The sequence below is a fragment of the Pseudoalteromonas sp. TB41 genome (genome assembly GCF_000497975.1).
In the GTDB taxonomy this organism is placed as follows: Bacteria; Pseudomonadota; Gammaproteobacteria; order Enterobacterales; family Alteromonadaceae; genus Pseudoalteromonas; species Pseudoalteromonas tetraodonis.
In genome coordinates, this window is the sequence record NZ_AUTH01000078.1 from 21,658 (window position 1) to 40,804 (window position 19,147).

The window sequence follows — 19,147 nt, forward strand, 5'->3', positions numbered from 1 at the left end:
CAACAGTTAAATGATAATAAATAAAATTTATCGATACGATAAAAAACTCTCACTTTCCACAATTCAAATTTAGCGCTATTTATTCACAATACTGACACAGAGACTATTTAGGATAGCGATGTGGCTTTATTTTGACGTAAATTTGTACAATGAATTTGCGTTGAACATTTTAATTTCACCAATTATCGCGATACAAGAATCCGTAATTGGTCTCAAACACTTTATGGAGTGGGTTGTGGGTAAGACATTTAGTTACGATGCGCTAGATGATGATTTTGTTGAAGACGAATACGAAATGGTCGGGCGTAATCAACACGACAAGAAAAAGCAAAAGGTGAAAAGAAAGTTAGAGGATTACCTTGAGCAAAAACGCTTGCGTAAAAACCTAGGTGAAGATGACTTAAACGATTATATTGATTAGGTTGTCGCTAGTACAAATCAGTGCCGACATATTAGCTTTTAACTGCTACTTAGTTAGTATTTAGAGCTCTGTGGGTTGGTAATAAAGAGGCTTTATGCCTCTTTATAATTTTTAAGCCTCAAACTTTAGCTGCGAGCAATGCTTTTTCAATTACTTTTTCTAGTTTTTCAGGTTTAGTAAAGGGCGCGTAGCGCTTAATCGGTGAGCCATCTGCATTAATCAAAAACTTTGTGAAGTTCCACTTAATTTTTCGTGTCAAAAACCCCGGCAATACAGATTTTAAATAGCGAAAAACCGAATGTGTATGCTGACCATTAACGTTCACTTTTTCTGCGATTAAAAAACTAACTCCGTAATTGATTAAACAACCTTGCGCTATTTGATTCGCGTCTCCGGGTTCTTGCTGGCCAAATTGGTTACACGGGAAACCTATAATGACTAAACCTTGGCTGGCATACTTTTCGTGTAATGCTTGCAATGACTCGTATTGATAGGTGAATCCACACTCACTTGCGGTATTTACTATTAACACAACTTTACCTACAAACTCTTTAAAATCGATAGGTTGGCCTTGCAGGCTAGTAGCACTTAGTTGATGAAATGGGTGCATATTATTAAGCTATTATTTGTTTATTTGGCATAGTCTAACCTTTGCTTGGTGATTAACAAAGTCGAAATAGTGAACACTGCTATGGCGTTACTGTTAATTTAAAATCAAAAATAACCCCATACCAGCAAGTGTTGTTAGGTAAATATTATGTGTTTTGTAAGCAACTATAATGGCTACAATCGCTGCGCTTAAATAAGGGTTTTGCCAATTTAGATTAATGCCACCATCATTTATAAATACAATCGGCACCCAAATCGCTGTTAGAACCGCAGGTGCACTGAAGCTCAAAAACTGCTGCATTTTAGGCCCTACTTTAAATGGTAGCGCGCGGTGTAAGAATAAATAACGGGTAAAAAAGGTAATACATGCCATAAGTAAAATAGTCGTCATCATGATTTAGCGTCCTTATTTTTTACTATTCTAGTTACAGCGTAACCTGCACTCATTGCTAATAGTGCTGAGCATACTAACCACAGCTCAAAGCCTGTGCTTTTTAATAAAGTAGCACAGATCCCTGCAACAATGACCGTGACAAGAGTGGCTAAATTTTTAACTCCTGGGATAACCAAAGCAATAAAGGTTGCAGCAATCGCAAAGTCGAGTCCTAAGTTGGTGAGATCAGGGAGCATAGTACCGGCTACAATACCGATAAGTGTCCAAATATTCCAAGCAATGTAAAAGCTAAAGCCTGCGCTGAGCGCGTAAACTAGGCGCGTTTGAGTCTGGTAGGCGCGAGGGTGATGCGAAAAAGCAAATAGTTCATCAGTTAAGACAAAGCTGACTGGAAGGCGCCAACGCATGGGTTGCTCAATCACTTTGTGACGAACCGCCAAGCCATATAAAAAATGGCGAGAGCTAATAATAAACGTGGTAAATAAAATGGTTAATAGAGGGGTATTACCAGCAATGAGCTCAATTGCAACCAGCTGCGCCGAGCCTGCAAATACCAGTAGCGACATGGCTTGAGTTTCAAAAGGGGTAAAGCCATTTTGTATTGCCAACGAGCCACATAAAATCCCCCAAGGAATAACGGCTAAACATAATGGCAGCATATCTAAAAAGCCTTTTAGTATCGGTTTTTTAATGGACTGCATGTGTTTTACTCTGCGCACTGGTAGAAAGACTCATTAGGATACCTTAATATTAAGATGCTAAAATAGTTAGCGTTTTAGATGATACTGTTTTTTAGGGAAGGTGCAATGTTCAAGGTAAAAGTGTGGGATGGCTTTTTAAGAAGCTTTCATTGGTTATTAGTATTGAGTATTGCTGCGCTTTATTTTAGTGCTGAAGAGGGCATGATAGAGCTACATTTTGTGGTTGGCTTTTTTACTTTAGCGCTTATCTCAACGCGGATTATATGGGGTCTTATAGGCAGTAAAACGGCAAGAATATCGGCATTACTGCATTCTCCTAAGTCGGTGCTTGCTTCTTTTAGTGGCAAAAAAATAAATGATGTGGGCCATTCTGCACCAGGTAGTTATATGGTGTTATTATTTTTTATACTGATTATTACGCAACTGGTTAGTGGTTTAATGAGCAGTGATGGCATTTTAACTGATGGCCCGTTAGCGCAGTATGTATCGAGTGATACGATTGATTTTGCCAACTGGCTGCACCATATCAATTTTGATATTTTATTTTATGCGATTATTTTGCATGTTGTGGCTATTATTGCTTACAAAATTAAAGGCAAGCCTTTAGTAAAAGCAATGATCACCGGCAATAAAGCACTGCCAACACAAAGCTCAGAGCCTGAGACAAAGTCACCATGGATTGCATGGTTTTTATTGTTACTATTACTGATTTTATTAATGAGTACTTGGGGAAGTGAGCCTTTAAGTTATCTGCTTAGTTAAAAAAATGGCGCTAATACAGCGCCATTTTTATTGTTTAATACACAGAATTTATTAGTCTTTGAATTGCTTATGGCAATCTTTACAGCCTTTAGCCCATGCACCAAATGCTTTACCAATGACCGCTTTGTCACCTGTTTGAGCTGCTACAGCAAGTTCATCAGCATATTGCTGAAACGCTGTCGCTTTTTTCATAAAAGTATCGTTTTCAGACCATACCGCAGGAAGTGCTGATGTATCGCCTTTTTCAGTGCCTGCGTAAAAGGCCTCCCAAGGCATTTTAGATAATGCCGCCGCGTTATTTGCACGCTGTTTGAATTGCTCTGCATCAAAAGGAATTTTACCCTTAAGCATGGCACCCATATCGCCTATTTGAACTGAAATCATAGAAAATGCAGCTTGGCGATACTCAATTGCATCACTCGGCTCTTTAAATGCAGAATTTGCAGATACACTAAGTGCGCATGTAGATAGTAATGCCCCGATAAATACTTGCTTCAATTTCACTTTACTCTACTCCTTTGAGGGTTCTTTAATTATCTTTGTATATTAGCTTAGGCTTTAGTTCAAGGGAAAGCATAGATTATTACTTTGATATTATTAACGGGATTTTAATCGGGCTGATATTATTTTACGGTTTATTGTGAATGTTTGTAAATGCAGTGTTGCTGCTTGTTGTTTGATTGTGTACATTCAGGTGTCATAAAAATAACCAATGAAGAGCATTTATGAAAAATAATATTTTTAAGCTGTCAGCGTTGTCTGCAGCGATAGTAATTTCGCTATCAGGGTGTGGTGGCAGCGATAATGATAATAACAGTAAAGTTCCAGTTGTTACTGATGTAGCACCAAAAGCGAGTGACGTTGTCGTTACTGATTTAAAACAATGGGTACCAGTTACTGCTGACTTTAAAGCAAGTGATAATGATGGTGACGCACTTACTTTTAGTTTTACTGAAAATGGTGAAGAAATTACCGCGCAAGATGGTGTGTTTAAGTTTAGCCATGGCATGTTAACGGTAGAGGGTACATCATTTACATATGTTCCTGTTTCTGGTGAAGATGCGGTTATTGATTACACAGTAACGGCAAACGGTAAAACGGCCTCTGCGAAAATTAATATCTCAGGAATTATTGGAGATCCTCTTGCAAATCAGCAATGGCACTTAAACAATACAGGTCAGAAAGCTTACTCGCTTAGTGATGAGATGAAACAAGGCTTAATTGATTTATACGTTAGCCTATTTGGTAATACAGAAGAAGAAGCACAAGCCAATGTTAACGCTAGTTTTGCTCAATCAGAAGCAACAGAGCTTGTAGCTGGTGAGGATATGAATGTTGTTGATGCTTATGCTCAAGGTGTTACTGGCGAAGGTGCAACTGCAGTTGTAATCGATTCGGGTATGGAAATCCGTCATGAAGATTTGATAGACAATGTATTACCAAACCGCTCTTTAAACTTAAATGCTGATGCGGCTGACCGTACAGACCCTACTAGTATGTCAAACAGTGGTGATCACGGTACAAGTGTTGCTGGTTTGATTGCTGCAAAAGGTTGGAATAGCAAAGGCGGTCGTGGTGTTGCACCGGATACTGGCTTAATTGGTATGAATTACCTTGGTGGTGACAAAATCCCACAAACTGAGTTAATGGTGCATGGTTTCCCTGGAAGCGGCATTAGCACAACAGAAAATATTTCTGCATTCAACCGTAGTTACGGGATTACAGTCCCGGCATTTATAGCTTATTCAGAATTAGATGAAGCTATTGAGTCATACCCAAACCTAAACCTGCGTGATGGCAAAGGCGCGCTTAACATTAAATCGAGCGGAAATTCATTTGATGGTGATCGTAATGAAGGAACATTATGTGCAGATAATGGTGCAAATGAGTTAGGGTTAACTTGTTATAACGGTGCTTTTGAGCCTAGCCAAGGTCATCCTTACTACTTAAGTGTTGCTGCCGTGAACGCTAATGGCAAACATACAAGTTACTCTACGGCAGGTGCTAACTTAATGGTTTCAGCGCCAGCTGGTGAATTTGGTCGTTGGTCTCCTGCTATGGTAACAACGGATCAGATGACTTGTATTAATGGCTACTCAGGCTTTAATAGTGGTGCAGTTGCAAGCTATACTCAGAGATATGGAGAAGAGTTTGCTATAAGCCAGTTCCCATTTAACTATCCTGGTAATGAAGATAACGCAAGTTGTAACTATACATCTACATTTAACGGTACATCGTCTGCTGCGCCAAATGCATCAGGTGTAGTCTCACTTATTCTTTCGGCTAATCCTGAACTAACTTGGCGTGATGTGCGTCATATCTTAGCGTCAACAAGTACACTAATTGATGCTGATAATGCTACTGTTAATCTAACTGTAGGTGCAGGTGAGTTTGTTGCGCATGATGGTTGGGTTGAGAATGCTGCGGGCTATAGTTTTAACAATTTATATGGCTTTGGTCGTGTTGATGCCGGTGAAGCAGTGAAAATGGCTAAAGCTTATGACACCAACTTAGGTGAACAAGTTATTACAACTTGGAACGGTGTTGGTTCAGTGGTTGCTGATAATGCTTTGGCACTAGAGATTCCTGATAACAGTGCTACAGGTTTAACGCAAGAAATTGTAGTTACAGAAGAATTAAACATTGAGGCAATGCAATTTAAATTTGATGTAAGTAATCCAGAAATGGGTTTCGGTCTCGGTGATGGGACACAAACATCTGCCGGTAGCGACTTAGCTATCGAAGTTACCTCACCAGCTGGCACGAGAAGTGTGTTGCTTTCATCTAAACAGGCACTATTTCTTCCTGCACTTAGTAGCGACTTTAGTTTTAATGCAGGCTATATTTTAAAAGATGCAGTAATCATGTCGAATGCATTTTATGGTGAATCGACGAAAGGTACTTGGACTATTCGCTTACTTGATACGAGCGCGGATAGTTTTGCACTTGATGATAATATTGATAACTTTTTAGATGTAACAGGCATTACTAACAACGTAGCATTGAGTGTTTTAGAGGGTGTATCTCTTCGTGCATTCGGTCATGCAGATCAAGAGTAAGGATTATAAAATGAAAGTTAAACAATTAATCGTATTAGGTGCTGCTGCGTGTATTTCGTTTGGGGCAACAGCAAACACTAGCTCAGATAAAGAGCTTCAGCTTCCTAAGAAACAAGTAGCTAAATTAAAGTTTGATAAAGCGGATTTTGGTTCTTACAAAATTGAAAAGAACTTACGTTTAGTGCCTTCGAGTGTTGCTTCAGAAGAGCATGTCGTTATGCAAAAAGGTGAGATGACAGTAGTAAGCGTAGATAAATCGTCTGATGTGGTCACAAAAGGAACATTAGTTCGCAATATTTTTACTAATAACCTAACGTCACTATCAGGTAATATTACTATTCTTTTAAAAGATGGTATGAGTGCAAGCGATGTTGCTTCGGCTGCAGGTTTGAAGGTCGTATCTTTATTCCCAGGCACTAAAATTGCTGTTTTAGCTGTAAATGATGGTCAAGATATTTTAGTTGCATCAAAGCAGCTAAAAGAATCTGGTTTGATTAAAGAAGCTAAAATAGAAGTGTTAGAAACTATTTACACTGCACAGTAATCTGTTTTAAATAAGTAAAACCCCGAGTAGCACGATTGACTCGGGGTTTTTTATTATTCGTTTATATCTATATCTGCGAAAATCATCCCTCGACGCATACTGCGCGTTGCCAAGAACACCTCACCGAGTAATGACATAAATGCACATATCAGTAATGCCATGGCACCAACAAAACAGCTGCCAATAGTGACACCTAAATTAATCGACTGTATGTGAGATAAAAATAACAGCATAACCACGGCGCAAACTAATAGTGCACTTAATACACTTAAACTAAATGCAATGTGTATGCAGCGAGAGCGCTTAAGGAGTGCTCTAAGCTCTGTAGTCAGAGACAAGTTAAATTCTTCATCGGTGCTAACTTTTAATTTTCGCTCTAACTGTCTGGCTCTGTCTGTAATTCGCGCCAAGCGATTAGATAAAACCCCGAGCGTTGCTGCAATACCAGTAATTAAAAAAACGGGTGCAACCGCTGTTTGAATGACCTTAGCCATTGTTAAAATGTTAATTACATCGTTATTCATTATTGTCCTTATTGATTAGCAGCAGGAAGAGACTATTTAATGCTGCTTCGTTACTGTTAGGATAACTGAAGTCTTAACTATATAAAAAGAATTTCTCGGCTCCCTTTTTACATAGCTTCACAAACTAAATTTCTGTCGTGTTTAATATTAGGTATATTTAATATAATAAAAACAACAGGGATTTAAATTAATGAAACACACTTCGTTTACGCTTGCCGTAATATCGTTAGCTATTTTAGGTGGTTGTAATAAAGCACCTGAAGTTAAACAAAACACGCCTACTGAACAGTCTGTATCTCAAATCGCAGTAATGCCGCCGGTTGCTAAAAAAGTACCATATGAAATGTCTATTCATGGCGACACTCGTATCGATGATTATTACTGGATGCGCGATGATGAGCGAAAAGATCCTGAGGTACTTAGTTACCTTGAGGCTGAAAATGCTTATACAGATGCAATGCTTGCGCATACAAAAACGTTACAAACTAGGTTATTTGAAGAGCTAAAAGGGCGAATTCAAAAAGACGATGATTCAGTGCCAGTTAAAAACGGTGACTATTATTATTCATCACAAACTCGCGGTGATAACGAATACGCAACTTATGTACGTAGTAGTGATTTTGCAGGCACTGACCAGCAGGTTATTTTAGATGTAAACGAGCTAGCTAAGGAACATGATTATTATGCCGTAAGTGGTTTAGATGTAAGTCCAAACGGCAATTTAATGGCATATGGTGAAGATACCGTAAGTCGTCGTATTTATAATATAAAAATAAAAGACTTAAGCTCTGGTAAATTACTCGAAGATACGCTTAAAGGCACGAATGGCAGTGTTGTTTGGGCAAACGACAACAAAACGCTTTATTACATAAAAAAAGATTTACAAACTTTACTAGGTTACCAAGTTTATCGTCATACGCTCGGTACCCCACAGGCTGAAGATGAACTCGTTTATGAAGAAACAGATACTAGTTATTACATGGGTATTAGCAAAAGCAAAGACGATTCAGAAATTTATATCTGGCACAGCAGTACAACTGCGTCAGGTGTATCGGTTTTAAGTGCTGATGATGTTAAAGCTATGCCAAAACGCTTGATTGAACGTGAAGCGGATCTGGAGTATGGAATTTCTAAGCTGGGTAATACTTACTACATTGTCACTAATTTAAACGCAGTCAACTTTCAGTTAATGAAAGTAGATATTGATAAAGCTGGCGATAAAGCTAATTGGCAAACGGTGATCCCCGCTCGCGATAATATAAAATTAGAAGGCATCGACTTATTTAACGACTACTTAGTGTATCAGCAGCGTGAAATGGGTCAGTCGACTATTATTGCTCGTAACTTAACCACGGGTAAAGAGATACCGCTTAGTTTTAACGACAGTGCTTATACAATTAGCACCTACGGTAACAATGATTTAAATAGCGATACATTACGTGTGTATTATACCAGTATGACAACACCCGCTTCATCGTATGATGTTAATTTAGCTACTGGCAATAAAACATTACTTAAACAACAAAAAGTACTCGGTGATTTTAGTGCAGATAATTACGCATCAGAGCGAATTTTTGTCACTGCACGAGATGGTATTAAAGTACCGGTAAGCCTAGTCTATCGCAAAGACATGTTTAAAAAAGAGGGAACTAATCCGCTGCTACAATATGGTTATGGCTCGTATGGCGCGACCATGGACCCTACCTTTTCTAGCGCTCGCTTAAGTTTGCTCGAACGGGGTTTTGTATTTGCCATTGCGCATATTCGCGGTTCACAAATGTTAGGTCGCCCTTGGTATGAGGACGGTAAACTACTGACTAAAAAGAACACCTTTAACGACTTTGTAGATGTTACCAAGGCATTGGTTGAGCAAAAGTATGGTGCAAAAGATAAAATATTTGCTCAAGGTGGCAGTGCGGGTGGCTTATTAATGGGGGCAGTGGCAAACCAAGCTCCTGAGTTGTATAAAGGTATGGTGGCTGCGGTTCCATTTGTTGATGTAGTGACCACGATGCTTGATGCAAGTATTCCACTTACAACCAACGAATACGGTGAGTGGGGTAACCCTAACGAGAAAGAATACTATGAGTATATGTTATCGTATTCACCTTATGATCAGGTCAGTAAGCAAGATTACCCAAATATGTTAGTTACTACTGGCTTACATGATTCACAGGTACAATATTTTGAGCCTGCAAAGTGGGTGGCTAAGCTGCGAGATTACAAAACAGATGATAACAAGCTACTGTTTAAAATCGATATGGAAGCAGGGCACGGAGGTGCATCAGGTCGCTTCAAACGCTTAGAAGATACTGCATTAAATTATGCTTTTATGCTTGATTTAGCGGGTGTGAATAAGTAACTGGTCTGGCAATATCAATAAGCGCAGCTATTTGCTGCGCTTTTTTATTTTTAAATATACACAAATGCTTTGCATTGGATAAATAAGCATTTACATTAAGGTGGCTAATGAGTGTGAATATTATTTTAGCGCAAAATAAAAACGAGAAGGGAGAGTGTAATGGAACAAAATCAAGAGATTAAAGTCGTCAATAAAGATGACCGCACATGGGCACTGCTATGTCATTTAAGTGCATTAGCGGGGTTTATTGTGCCATTTGGGTCGGTACTCGGCCCTCTTATTATCTGGTTAATTAAAAAAGATGAAATGCCAATTGTTGATATACATGGCAAAAAAGCCCTTAATTTTCAAATTACTATGGCTATAGCTTATTTTGTTTGTTTTTTACTAATTTTTGCAGCGGTTGGTTTACTACTGTTACCTGTGGTGGCTATTTTTTCATTTGTGATGGTGGTTATCGCAAGCGTGAAAGCCAACGATGGCAAAGAGTTTAATTATCCCCTTAGCTTAAATTTGATAAAATAACTGTTTTTATTATTCAGCGCTTTGGTTTTAAGTTAAAAAATCGTCAAACCCAGCTAATTGCTGGGTTTAGTTTTTAGCCATAAGGGAAAGATGCTCTATATAACATTATTTTTTACAGCATTTATATCTGCCACGTTATTACCTAGCTCCTCTGAAGTATTGATGGGTGGCATGATCATGCAAGGCAATACTAACTTATGGCTAATTTGGTTCGCAGCAACCTTGGGTAATGTACTAGGCAGTTGTGTTAACTATTGGTTAGGGACGCAGGCATTGCGTTTTAAAGATAAAAAATGGTTTCCAGTGTCTGAAAAAGGGCTTAAAAAAGCACAACAGCAGTTTAATAAATATGGTGTTTATAGCCTGTTGTTTGCTTGGCTGCCCATCGTTGGCGACCCACTAACCGTTATTGGCGGCGTGTTTAAAGTTCGCTTTACTACATTTTTAGTGCTGGTAACGCTCGGCAAGGGGTTACGTTATTTAGCGGTAATAGCCCTTGCCGTTGGATTATTTGTGCCAGTCGAGGGTTAAAGAAACCGAATCGGCAAAGCGCAACGCATGAGGTTTATCTACTCGAGCCTTAGCATAATTAACACTTGGGTGTGAGTGGCAAACAGCAAGAATTTCAGCAACTAGTTTTTCTAACAATAAAAAGTGTCCTTGCTCCACTAAGCTAATCACCTCTTTAGTAATCACTTTGTAGTTAAGTGCTTGGTCTACTTCATCTGTTTCACAAGCTTGATCAGCAGGGTAGTGAATTTCAAGGTTAATGACCACATCTTGTTTTTTTTCACGCTCATCAGGATTAAAACCAATAAATGTGCGTAGTCGTAAATTAGTTACATTAATAATTGCGTTTGCCATACATTATCCTTTGATCAGCTGTAAAAACTCATTACGTGTTTTCGGATCGGCTCTAAAGTTTCCTAGCATTACCGAGGTACGCATGCTTGAGTTTTGCTTTTCTACACCACGCATCATCATACACATGTGTTTTGCTTCAACAATTACCCCCACACCTTTTGCACCGGTTACTTCCTCAACCGCTTTTGCAATTTGATGGGTAAGCTGTTCTTGAATTTGAAAACGACGCGAAAACATATCAACAATACGCGCAAACTTAGATAAGCCTAATACTTTGCCATCAGGGATATAAGCAATATGACAGCGGCCAATAAAAGGGAGTAAATGATGTTCACACATAGAGTAAAGCTCGATGTCTTGTATCAATACCATGTCGTCAGCGTCAGAGGTGAATACCGCATTGTTAGTGATTTCGTTAAGCGTTTGACGATATCCTTGAGTAAGGTACTCCATCGCTTTTGCAGCGCGTTTTGGGGTATCAAGTAACCCTTCACGTTCAGCGTCTTCACCTACAGCAGTTATAATTTTTTGATAGCTTTCTTTTAATTCGTTATGCATAAGTTTCTCAGTTTTATTAGGACTTACTTAAGATGGCGACCACCATCAACAGGTAAAGCACGCCCTGTGATGTAATGGCTGTTCAGTAGTAGGTCTATACTATTAATAATTTCTTGGCATCCAGGTTCGATACCCATTAATGATTTTTTTAAAGTTTTAGCGCGATACTGCTCATCATCATGTTGGTTAAAAATAATTAATGATGGTGCGACTGAATTTACTTTTATGTTAGGTGCATATTTAGCACTAAATGATTTAGTTAAGTTATCCAGTGCGGCTTTACTGGCCGCATAAGCAAGATGCTTTGGACTGCCTGTTTCCACTACATAATCAGTCAAATGAATAATGTCAGCGGGTTTAGCATGCGACGCCTGATAATTTAATAGTAAATCTGCGCAGTGTAAGTTTACCAAGTACGGTGTTTTTGCATGAATGCGCATCATATTGTCAAACAGCTGCTCAAAGTGGGGGTTGTTAGCTTCACAGTCCCAGCTTGATGCATTATGAATAACCGCCCTGAGTGAGTCAGTGTGTGATTTAAGCAACGTAATAAAAGTATTAATGCCCTCATCAGTACTAAAGTCAGCATAAAGACAGGTAACTCCTTGTTGTTCCAACGAATCAACAGCCTCATGACGGGTCCGATAAGTAATAATGACCGCTTGCCCTTGGGCTATAAAGTGCTTTGCCAGCGCAAGCCCTATACGTTGTGCTGCACCAGTAATCAAAATAGGGGGTGTCATAAAATATAAAACTCTCTGTTGGCAAGCGTTAAGGTTAACTTTTAAAAATTTAAGCCACTTATTTTCACGTCATGTTTACGTAAAATACAAGCGGCTCGATCAGTTAAATCACGCTTATAATATTGATTTAAAAAGCATCGTATATTGTTGGAATAGGCTGGCGCTTATGTTGCGTGCGCTGGTAAATTGCAATTAGCGTTTCTTCTACATGACTTGAAACTGCTTTACCTTCTAAAAAGTCATCAATTTCTTCATAACTTAAGCCAAGTGCTTCTTCGTCTGTTAGTCCAGGTCTATCACTTTCTAAATCCGCTGTTGGTGCTTTCTCAACTAAAAGCGCAGGCGCACCCAATGTGGTTGCTAATGCGCGAACTTGGCGTTTTGATAGGCCAAATAAAGGAGCCAAATCGCATGCACCATCGCCAAATTTAGTGTAAAAACCCGTAATATTTTCAGCACTATGATCGGTACCGACCACTAAGCCTTGGCAAAAGCCGGCTATTTCATATTGCGCAATCATGCGTTGACGTGCTTTGACATTACCTTTAATAAAATCGATTTTATCTTGCGAAGGGAGTGTTTGTTCGGTACCCGCGAGAGTTGCCATTGTCTGCTCATGCAGAGCATCGGTTGCGGGTTTAATGTTTACTGTCATGCGGGTGCTCGGCTTAATGAAATCAACCGCCATTTGCGCTTCACTTTCATCAGCTTGAACGCCATAAGGTAGGCGTACAGCAATAAATTGATAATGAGTGTCAGGGTGTTCTTGGTTTAGCTCATCAATAGCAAGTTGACACAAACGGCCACAGGTCGATGAATCTACACCACCACTGATCCCTAGTACAAGTGAGGTTGAATATGCCGCTTTTAAACGTGCTTTAATAAAATCCACTCGGCGTTTAATTTCAGCGTTTACATCAATCGAAGGCTGAACTTTCATTTCAGCCATAATCTCGGCGCGCATGGCCCGCTCCTTTAGTTAAATAATTTTTACGCTCTACATAGAGCAACTATTATGTGATTTCATATTTATGAATTAAAGCCCTAAGTGAGCTTTTATTTGTTTAAGCTGGACTTTTAGCTCATCAATTTCTGCAAGTAAGTCATTTAGCTCAGTGTTTTTTATATCATCAGTGTGTGTTTGTGCCTCAAGTGAAGCCTCGTTCACAGATGATTGATCTGCAAATAAATGAATATATCGACAATCCCGTTTACCTGATTCGCGCGGCAGCTTTTTAACATGATTGCTTTGAATTAGTTGTTCAAGTGACTTTTCAACATCATCAATATGAGCAAAGTCGGCAAGGCGGCTACTGCGTGTTTTTAATTCGCCAGGTGTTTGTGCGCCTCGCAATAATAATAAACAAATAATCGCCCTTTGCTGTTGATCAAATTGCAGGTGACTAAACTCAGTATTACAAAAACGATGATCGTATTTATTAACTCGCCCAGACAGCCCTTCATTTACAGTGACTAATCGCATACTGATTAATTCATCAACGGTTGTTTGAACTTGCTCTTCTATATAATTAACAACTGGCGCGCGATTCGATTTTTGATTACAGGCATTTGTTAATGCATTTAACGATAAAGGGTAGTGCTCAGGTGTTGTGCTTTGTTTTTCTAATAAACAACCAATAACGCGTTGTTGCTCCATTGATAATTGCAATTGCATACCTTATCTCACCTAATAAATTCTATTTTTAGCTTACACTGTTATTTGCTTGTAAGCCATTGCTGGAGCTTAGAATGAAGAGTTGTGGCATTGAGGGGTTTAGTTAAATAATCATCCATACCAGTGGCTAAACATTTGTCTTTATCACCCTGCATTGCGTTTGCGGTAAGCGCTATTATTGTTATGTTTTTATTTACCTTACCTGCTTTGCCTTCTCTGATGGCAATAGTTGCTTGGTAGCCATCCATCGTAGGCATTTGGCAATCCATTAATATTAATTGATAAGTGTTAGCTGGGTTTTGATTCAACTTTTCAACTGCCTCAGCACCATTTTCAGCAATCTCAAATGTCACGTTCAACTGTTTTAAAAAAGCAGCGGTAACAACTTGGTTAATTTTATTATCTTCTACTAATAAAACATGCGCCGCCAGTGTATCTGTCATAACCTCAGTGGCAGCAAGCGACTTTAGTTGTGTATCAACGTGTGTTTGCTCGATAGTGCTTTTTGCAGTCAGCGCATTTTGTAAATCAAAAGGGGTGAGTGGTTTAAATACGAGGGTTTCTTCGGTTAATGGTAAGGTCGCGTTTTTATTTGTATAACTCATGGGAGCCATAATAATTAAATGGCTGTTACTTTTTATTAAAAACTGCTTAAGTGCGAGTGCTTGAGCTTCGTATAATGGTTCAAATAAAGCACTGTCAACGAGCACAATGTTTGGTGGGGTATCTTCATGGCTATTAATGTAGTCACTTATAGACAGGTAATCGCAAATCGTGCTGACCTTGCCCCCCCAGCGAGTTAATTGTTTTTTGGCAATAGTGGTATTGAGTAAGCAATCATCAATAACCCAAATACGCTTATTTTTAATTGCTTGATATGCTTCGTGCTGTTGAACTAATTGAGGGATTATCTTTATAAAAAAGGAAAATGTACTGCCTTTATTTGGTGTACTGCTCACATTCACTTCGCCACCCATGAGCTCACAAAGCTGCTTTACAATAGCAAGACCCCGGCCTGTGCCACCATATTGGCGTGTGGTTGATGTGTCTGCTTGAGTAAATGAGTCAAATAAATGGGGCTGTTTCTCTGCGCTGATTCCTATACCTGAGTCAGCGATTGCACATTCTAAAACTGTGGCGTCAAGTGTGTGGGCTATTTTAGCGGTTACCAATATTTCACCGTTTTGGGTGAATTTAACGGCATTACCAATTAAGTTACTTAAAATTTGACGTAATCTATTCGGATCGCTAATAAATTCGCTGCTAGTGATATGTGTTGCATCCAAAATTAACGTGGTGTTATTTTGTTCGGCTTTTAATGCAAATGACTCAACCACTTCACCCAGTAAGCGAGGTAAATTAAATTGAATATTTTCAATGTCTAACTTGCCAGCCTCTATTTTAGAAAAGTCTAAAATATCATTAATAATTCCTAATAATGACTCTGCAGATGATTGCGCAAGTTTAATATGATGCTTTTGTTGTTGATCTAATTGGGTTGCTTTAACAATATTAAGCATTCCCAACACCCCATTCATGGGTGTGCGAATTTCATGGCTCATACTGGCTAAAAACTCACTTTTTGCAATCACAGCTTGTTCTGCGGCTTCTTTTGCCTTGACTAGTTGTGCCTCTGTTTCTATACGTTGTTGGCTAGAGTAAAGGCTGCCAATTAAAGCCCCTACAGCAATTAAAAAGCTTTCTTCATTATGGCTCCATGTTCTAACTATATCTTGCTCAGCACAAACTATTCCAATAGAGCCACTGCTTGCAGGAATAAGAACACACAGCATCGCCTTGACTGAAAACGGTTGAAGGTAGCTTTCTTTGATAGGGGCTAAGTAGGGATGTTGTTGAGCATCATCAACACAAAATATCGCTTTTCGTTCTATTGCGGTAAAAAAGTCAGGAATAGTTTCTTGCAGCCACGGAATATTATTTTCGCTACCTGAACGATTAAAACTCGCAAATTGAATTAGCTGGGTTCTTTGTTGATTAAACAATTTTATACTGGCGCAGTTTACCTCAAGGGCTTGGCAAATAGACTGCGTGATTAATTCTTTAGATTGGCTTAGTTTGCCATTTAATATTTCATCACTCACCGTTAAGGAGGCCAAGGTTTCGTTAAAACGAGCAATTTTGCGATTTTCTAATTCTACTTTTTTACGGGCATCAATATTTTGTAATGAACCAAATATTCTTACACAACGGCCATTTTTATGTTCAGCTTCACCGTGAACAAGTGCCCATACAGGCTGACCATTTGCATTGATCACTTCAAGCTCAGTTTCGTAACTTTCACCATGCTTAATTGCTCTTTCAACCAGTTTAGCGATTTTTTCTCTACTTTCACCTTCTTTAAAATAGTTTAAATTTTCTGACCATTTTGGTTGCTCATCTAATGGGTATTCAAATATTTTTTTAGTCATATCTGACCAAAACACGTGTTTTTTTTCTAAGTTAAACGACCATGCACCGACTTGTGCTAAATTACTCATCACCTCAAGCATTCTTTCGCTTTCTTGTTCACGGTTGAGTATTTTTAGATAAAACAAAAAGGCAGAAATGAGCAAGCCTAACACGGTTAAAATAATGAACCGTAAAGGCCAGATCGAAGAACTCACTGGTTGCCAGCCTTGCTTGGGTATAACATAAAGCTGCCAAACACCTCCTTGAAAGTTTAAAGTAAATTCTAGAGGGTCTTGATCAGTAATAGAGGGGCCACCGAAAAAAAACTCACCTTGCTTACCTAATCCATTACGTCCTTGTATTGCTATATTATAATTTTGCTGTAGTTCAATAATCCCCGAGTTTTCATAAACTTTTTCTATATCGAGTACCACTGAGAGCAATCCCCAAAAGGCGTTATTTTCTGGCAAGTATACTGGTACGCGCGCAATCAAGGCTTCGCTGCCTTGGATAAGCTGAAGTGGACCTGCCATCACGATCGTATTCGTGTCTCTTGCTTTAATGGCATCTTCGCGCTGTGCTTTATTTTCCAAAAAATTAAGACCTATCGCTTTTTCGTTACCTTTAAGCGGATGGGTCATTTTTATTACCATGCCTGGCGCCGCGCCAATGTTACGTAGCTCATTTGAGGTTTCAAAAAGTGGGGCTGCAATTTGTTCAAAGCGAGTTTGATCTAAGTTTGGCTCAGCGGCAACAGCAATAGCTAAGCCACGAATGAGTTGAATATTAGACACTAATACAGCTTCAAGTTGTGCTCTATAGGTACTTACCTGCGACAGAGTGCGTAATCGATAAGCATCTTTCTCACGGTGATAATTGACGTGATCAAGCACCAAGCTGATAGTGATTATCAACACCAGCGATAATAAAAAAGTCAGCTTAGCGTTATTAATTCGGGTGCGTTTGTTTTTGCGCTGCGGGGACATAGAATGTAATTAAGTTGTTAATCAAGACAGGCTAACTATAGTCAATTTATCGAAGAAATAAAAATGGCGCAGTTAAAAATGCGCCATTTTATTTTTATAATTAGTAGTTTAGGTGTGGTTATGAGTCGCTAACTTCGCGCGCCCAATGCTGTTGCTTTGCAACGTGTAATTTGCGGTAACCATCAAGAAGTGCTGCATGCTTTTTAAAACCCTCAAGCGATAAGCCTGGGAAAGTTAAGCCGTTAAATAATTTACGACCTTCAGCAATTTCAATAGCAAGCGTGACATTGTCGCTACCAAACATTAAACCTAATGCATCTTGATAACTTGCATATTCGCGCTCGTCATCATATTTAATTTCAAGGATTGCTTTTAAGCAACGAAAGTGACGCATCGCTTCGTCGTTTACTTGGCCGGTATGCAAAATCCAATCAACCCAGTCAATAGCTTCTTCATTACCCGCCGCTAAGCATAAATGTGCTTTAAGCTCACCAATGCGTAGTGTGTGCCAAGGTGTATCGGCGTCGGTTGCTAAGCCAATGAATTCAGCTGCGCGAATAATATCGCTGTGGCCTGCTTCTTCGAGGTTGTCGTAAATTTCCATCCATTGTTCGCTATCGTACTGATCAAGCGATAAGAAGTCTTCACGGAATTTAGCGCCTTCATTATTGTTGCGCCAAATTAACTCATCTACTGGATAAATGTCTGACATACCAGGAACTAAAATACGACATGCATACACGTTTAAGTGGGTGTAATCCATAATATATATATCGTGACCCATGCTATGAATTAAATCAGTACAGAAGTTGTATTCTTGCTCAGTTGAACCACTAAAGTCCCAATGTACAAATTCAAAATCTGCTTCAGAGCGGAAAAAGTCATGTGAAATTAAACCGCTTGAATCAATAAAGTGCAGTTCAATGTTCTCAGGAGTAGCGACTTCGTCGTTATCAAATGTAGCAGGTTGGAATACGTCTAGTTGATCTAGGCGACGACCTTGCAGTAATTCAGTAACGGTACGCTCTAGCGCTACTTCAAATGAAGGGTGGGCACCAAAAGAAGCAAATACTGACCCATCAACAGGGTTTATAAGCGTGACACTCATTACTGGGTATTTACCGCCTAGTGATGCATCCGCAATGCGTAAATGGAAGCCATGGCTACGCAGCTCTTCACAAGCTTCATGAATTTTAGGGTATTGTTTTACCACCTCTTCAGGCACGATTGGCAAGCTGATACCTTCGGCAATAATGCGGTTTTTAATAGCGCGCTCAAATACTTCAGATAATCCCTGAACACGGGCTTCAAATTTAGTATTACCGGCACTCATACCATTAGAAACAAAAATATTACCAATCACATTCACCGGAATGTAAATGTCTTGGTTGTCGCGCTGACGAGTGTACGGTACAGAACAAATACCACGTTCGAAATTGCCAGAGTTAAAGTCATAAAGGTGTGATGCGGTTAATTCACGCTCTGGGTCAAAATAATCCCATAAGCTCTCATCCATAATACCCTGTGGTATTTCATCGTTTTCAACTTTAAACCATTTCTCGTTTGGATAATGAGTAAAGTCATCATTGGCAAATTCTTCGCCTAAGTAAAAATCAGCAAAAAAGTAGTTACAGCTTAAACGCTCAAAATATTCACCTAGCGCAGAGGCAATAGAGGCTTTATCAGTGGCACCTTTACCATTAGTAAACATCACACCGCAGTCGCTATCTTTTATATGAACTGAATAACAGTTTGCTACAGGGTTAAGCCACAGCGCTTCTTCAATATTAATATTTAGCGCTTTTAGCTTGTTTTGCATGGTAGAGATAGACGATTCTAAATCGCGGTCTTTACCTTTAATAAATGTTTTTTCAGTCATTTTTATCTCAACTAGGTCTGCACAATACATGAACTGTGTATTATCGTGGATTTTGATGTTTATTTCACCCTTTACCCGCTTTTCGTAGCGTTTTTAATAGAACGATTATGAATATATGCTAATAATAGTTTA

General features: G+C 39.1%; 19 protein-coding genes. 7 read left to right on the forward strand and 12 right to left on the reverse strand.

Features of this window, described 5'->3' with window-relative positions; translation table 11 throughout:
- Window positions 1–235 precede the first annotated feature (235 nt).
- Entirely contained in the window at window positions 236–421 is a 186-nt protein-coding gene (locus L641_RS0111495) for a hypothetical protein (RefSeq protein WP_008108975.1), read from the forward strand.
- Between the two features lie 118 nt (window positions 422–539).
- Here the strand turns inward: L641_RS0111495 and L641_RS0111500 are convergent, their stop codons facing one another.
- The 3 genes from L641_RS0111500 to L641_RS0111510 all read right to left on the reverse strand — a co-directional run bounded on the left by L641_RS0111500 (window position 540) and on the right by L641_RS0111510 (window position 2,125).
- Window positions 540–1,031, reverse strand: a complete 492-nt coding sequence (locus tag L641_RS0111500) for a glutathione peroxidase (protein WP_013463695.1) — start codon at window positions 1,029–1,031, stop codon at window positions 540–542.
- 93 nt (window positions 1,032–1,124) lie between these two features.
- Window positions 1,125–1,424 carry an AzlD domain-containing protein gene (locus tag L641_RS0111505; protein ID WP_016900234.1) on the reverse strand — a complete coding sequence of 100 codons (300 nt, stop codon included), beginning with the start codon at window positions 1,422–1,424 and terminating at the stop codon, window positions 1,125–1,127.
- Entirely contained in the window at window positions 1,421–2,125 is a 705-nt protein-coding gene (locus tag L641_RS0111510) for an AzlC family ABC transporter permease (protein ID WP_024601967.1), read from the reverse strand. Before L641_RS0111510 ends, L641_RS0111505 begins: the two co-directional genes overlap by 4 nt.
- A 105-nt stretch (window positions 2,126–2,230) precedes the next feature.
- Between L641_RS0111510 and L641_RS0111515 the strand changes: the two genes are divergently transcribed.
- Window positions 2,231–2,887, forward strand: a complete 657-nt coding sequence (locus tag L641_RS0111515; protein ID WP_013463698.1) for a cytochrome b/b6 domain-containing protein — start codon at window positions 2,231–2,233, stop codon at window positions 2,885–2,887.
- 51 nt (window positions 2,888–2,938) lie between these two features.
- On the opposite strand, the gene L641_RS0111520 is transcribed toward L641_RS0111515, so the two are convergent.
- Window positions 2,939–3,391 (reverse strand): cytochrome c, encoded by a 453-nt coding sequence (locus tag L641_RS0111520; RefSeq protein ID WP_013463699.1) that lies wholly within the window; start codon window positions 3,389–3,391, stop codon window positions 2,939–2,941.
- Between the two features lie 221 nt (window positions 3,392–3,612).
- Here L641_RS0111520 and L641_RS0111525 point away from each other — a divergent pair, with 221 nt between their 5' ends.
- Window positions 3,613–5,946 (forward strand): S8 family serine peptidase, encoded by a 2,334-nt coding sequence (locus tag L641_RS0111525; RefSeq protein WP_024601968.1) that lies wholly within the window; start codon window positions 3,613–3,615, stop codon window positions 5,944–5,946.
- 10 nt (window positions 5,947–5,956) lie between these two features.
- Complete coding sequence (locus L641_RS0111530) at window positions 5,957–6,490, forward strand: hypothetical protein (protein WP_024601969.1); 534 nt, start codon at window positions 5,957–5,959, stop codon at window positions 6,488–6,490.
- Between the two features lie 53 nt (window positions 6,491–6,543).
- On the opposite strand, the gene L641_RS0111535 is transcribed toward L641_RS0111530, so the two are convergent.
- Entirely contained in the window at window positions 6,544–7,014 is a 471-nt protein-coding gene (locus L641_RS0111535; RefSeq protein WP_013463702.1) for a DUF2721 domain-containing protein, read from the reverse strand.
- Window positions 7,015–7,204: 190 nt separating this feature from the next.
- On the opposite strand from L641_RS0111535, the gene L641_RS0111540 reads away from it, so the two are divergent.
- From L641_RS0111540 to L641_RS0111550, 3 genes are all read left to right on the forward strand, one after another.
- Entirely contained in the window at window positions 7,205–9,376 is a 2,172-nt protein-coding gene (locus L641_RS0111540) for an oligopeptidase B (RefSeq protein WP_024601970.1), read from the forward strand.
- Between the two features lie 159 nt (window positions 9,377–9,535).
- Entirely contained in the window at window positions 9,536–9,901 is a 366-nt protein-coding gene (locus L641_RS0111545) for a DUF4870 domain-containing protein (RefSeq protein WP_024601971.1), read from the forward strand.
- Window positions 9,902–9,991: 90 nt separating this feature from the next.
- Entirely contained in the window at window positions 9,992–10,432 is a 441-nt protein-coding gene (locus tag L641_RS0111550) for a YqaA family protein (RefSeq protein WP_013463704.1), read from the forward strand.
- Here L641_RS0111550 and folX read toward each other — a convergent pair.
- From folX to ycaO, 7 genes are all read right to left on the reverse strand, one after another.
- Window positions 10,409–10,765 carry a dihydroneopterin triphosphate 2'-epimerase gene (gene folX / locus L641_RS0111555; protein WP_013463705.1) on the reverse strand — a complete coding sequence of 119 codons (357 nt, stop codon included), beginning with the start codon at window positions 10,763–10,765 and terminating at the stop codon, window positions 10,409–10,411. The genes L641_RS0111550 and folX overlap by 24 nt on opposite strands.
- 3 nt (window positions 10,766–10,768) lie before the next feature.
- On the reverse strand, window positions 10,769–11,323 hold the full coding sequence (gene folE / locus L641_RS0111560) for a GTP cyclohydrolase I FolE (RefSeq protein WP_008108996.1): 555 nt from the start codon (window positions 11,321–11,323) through the stop codon (window positions 10,769–10,771).
- 23 nt (window positions 11,324–11,346) lie between these two features.
- A complete protein-coding gene (folM, locus tag L641_RS0111565) occupies window positions 11,347–12,066 on the reverse strand; it encodes a dihydromonapterin reductase (RefSeq protein WP_013463706.1) in 720 nt (239 codons plus the stop codon).
- A gap of 127 nt (window positions 12,067–12,193) precedes the next feature.
- On the reverse strand, window positions 12,194–13,030 hold the full coding sequence (nadE, locus tag L641_RS0111570; RefSeq protein ID WP_013463707.1) for an ammonia-dependent NAD(+) synthetase: 837 nt from the start codon (window positions 13,028–13,030) through the stop codon (window positions 12,194–12,196).
- A gap of 72 nt (window positions 13,031–13,102) precedes the next feature.
- Entirely contained in the window at window positions 13,103–13,735 is a 633-nt protein-coding gene (locus L641_RS0111575) for a YceH family protein (RefSeq protein ID WP_024601972.1), read from the reverse strand.
- 47 nt (window positions 13,736–13,782) lie between these two features.
- On the reverse strand, window positions 13,783–17,136 hold the full coding sequence (locus tag L641_RS0111580; protein ID WP_024601973.1) for an ATP-binding protein: 3,354 nt from the start codon (window positions 17,134–17,136) through the stop codon (window positions 13,783–13,785).
- Between the two features lie 118 nt (window positions 17,137–17,254).
- The gene (ycaO, locus tag L641_RS0111585) at window positions 17,255–19,015 is read right to left on the reverse strand and encodes a 30S ribosomal protein S12 methylthiotransferase accessory factor YcaO (protein WP_013463710.1); all 1,761 of its coding nucleotides are present in this window, start codon (window positions 19,013–19,015) and stop codon (window positions 17,255–17,257) included.
- Between the last annotated feature and the right edge of the window lie 132 nt (window positions 19,016–19,147).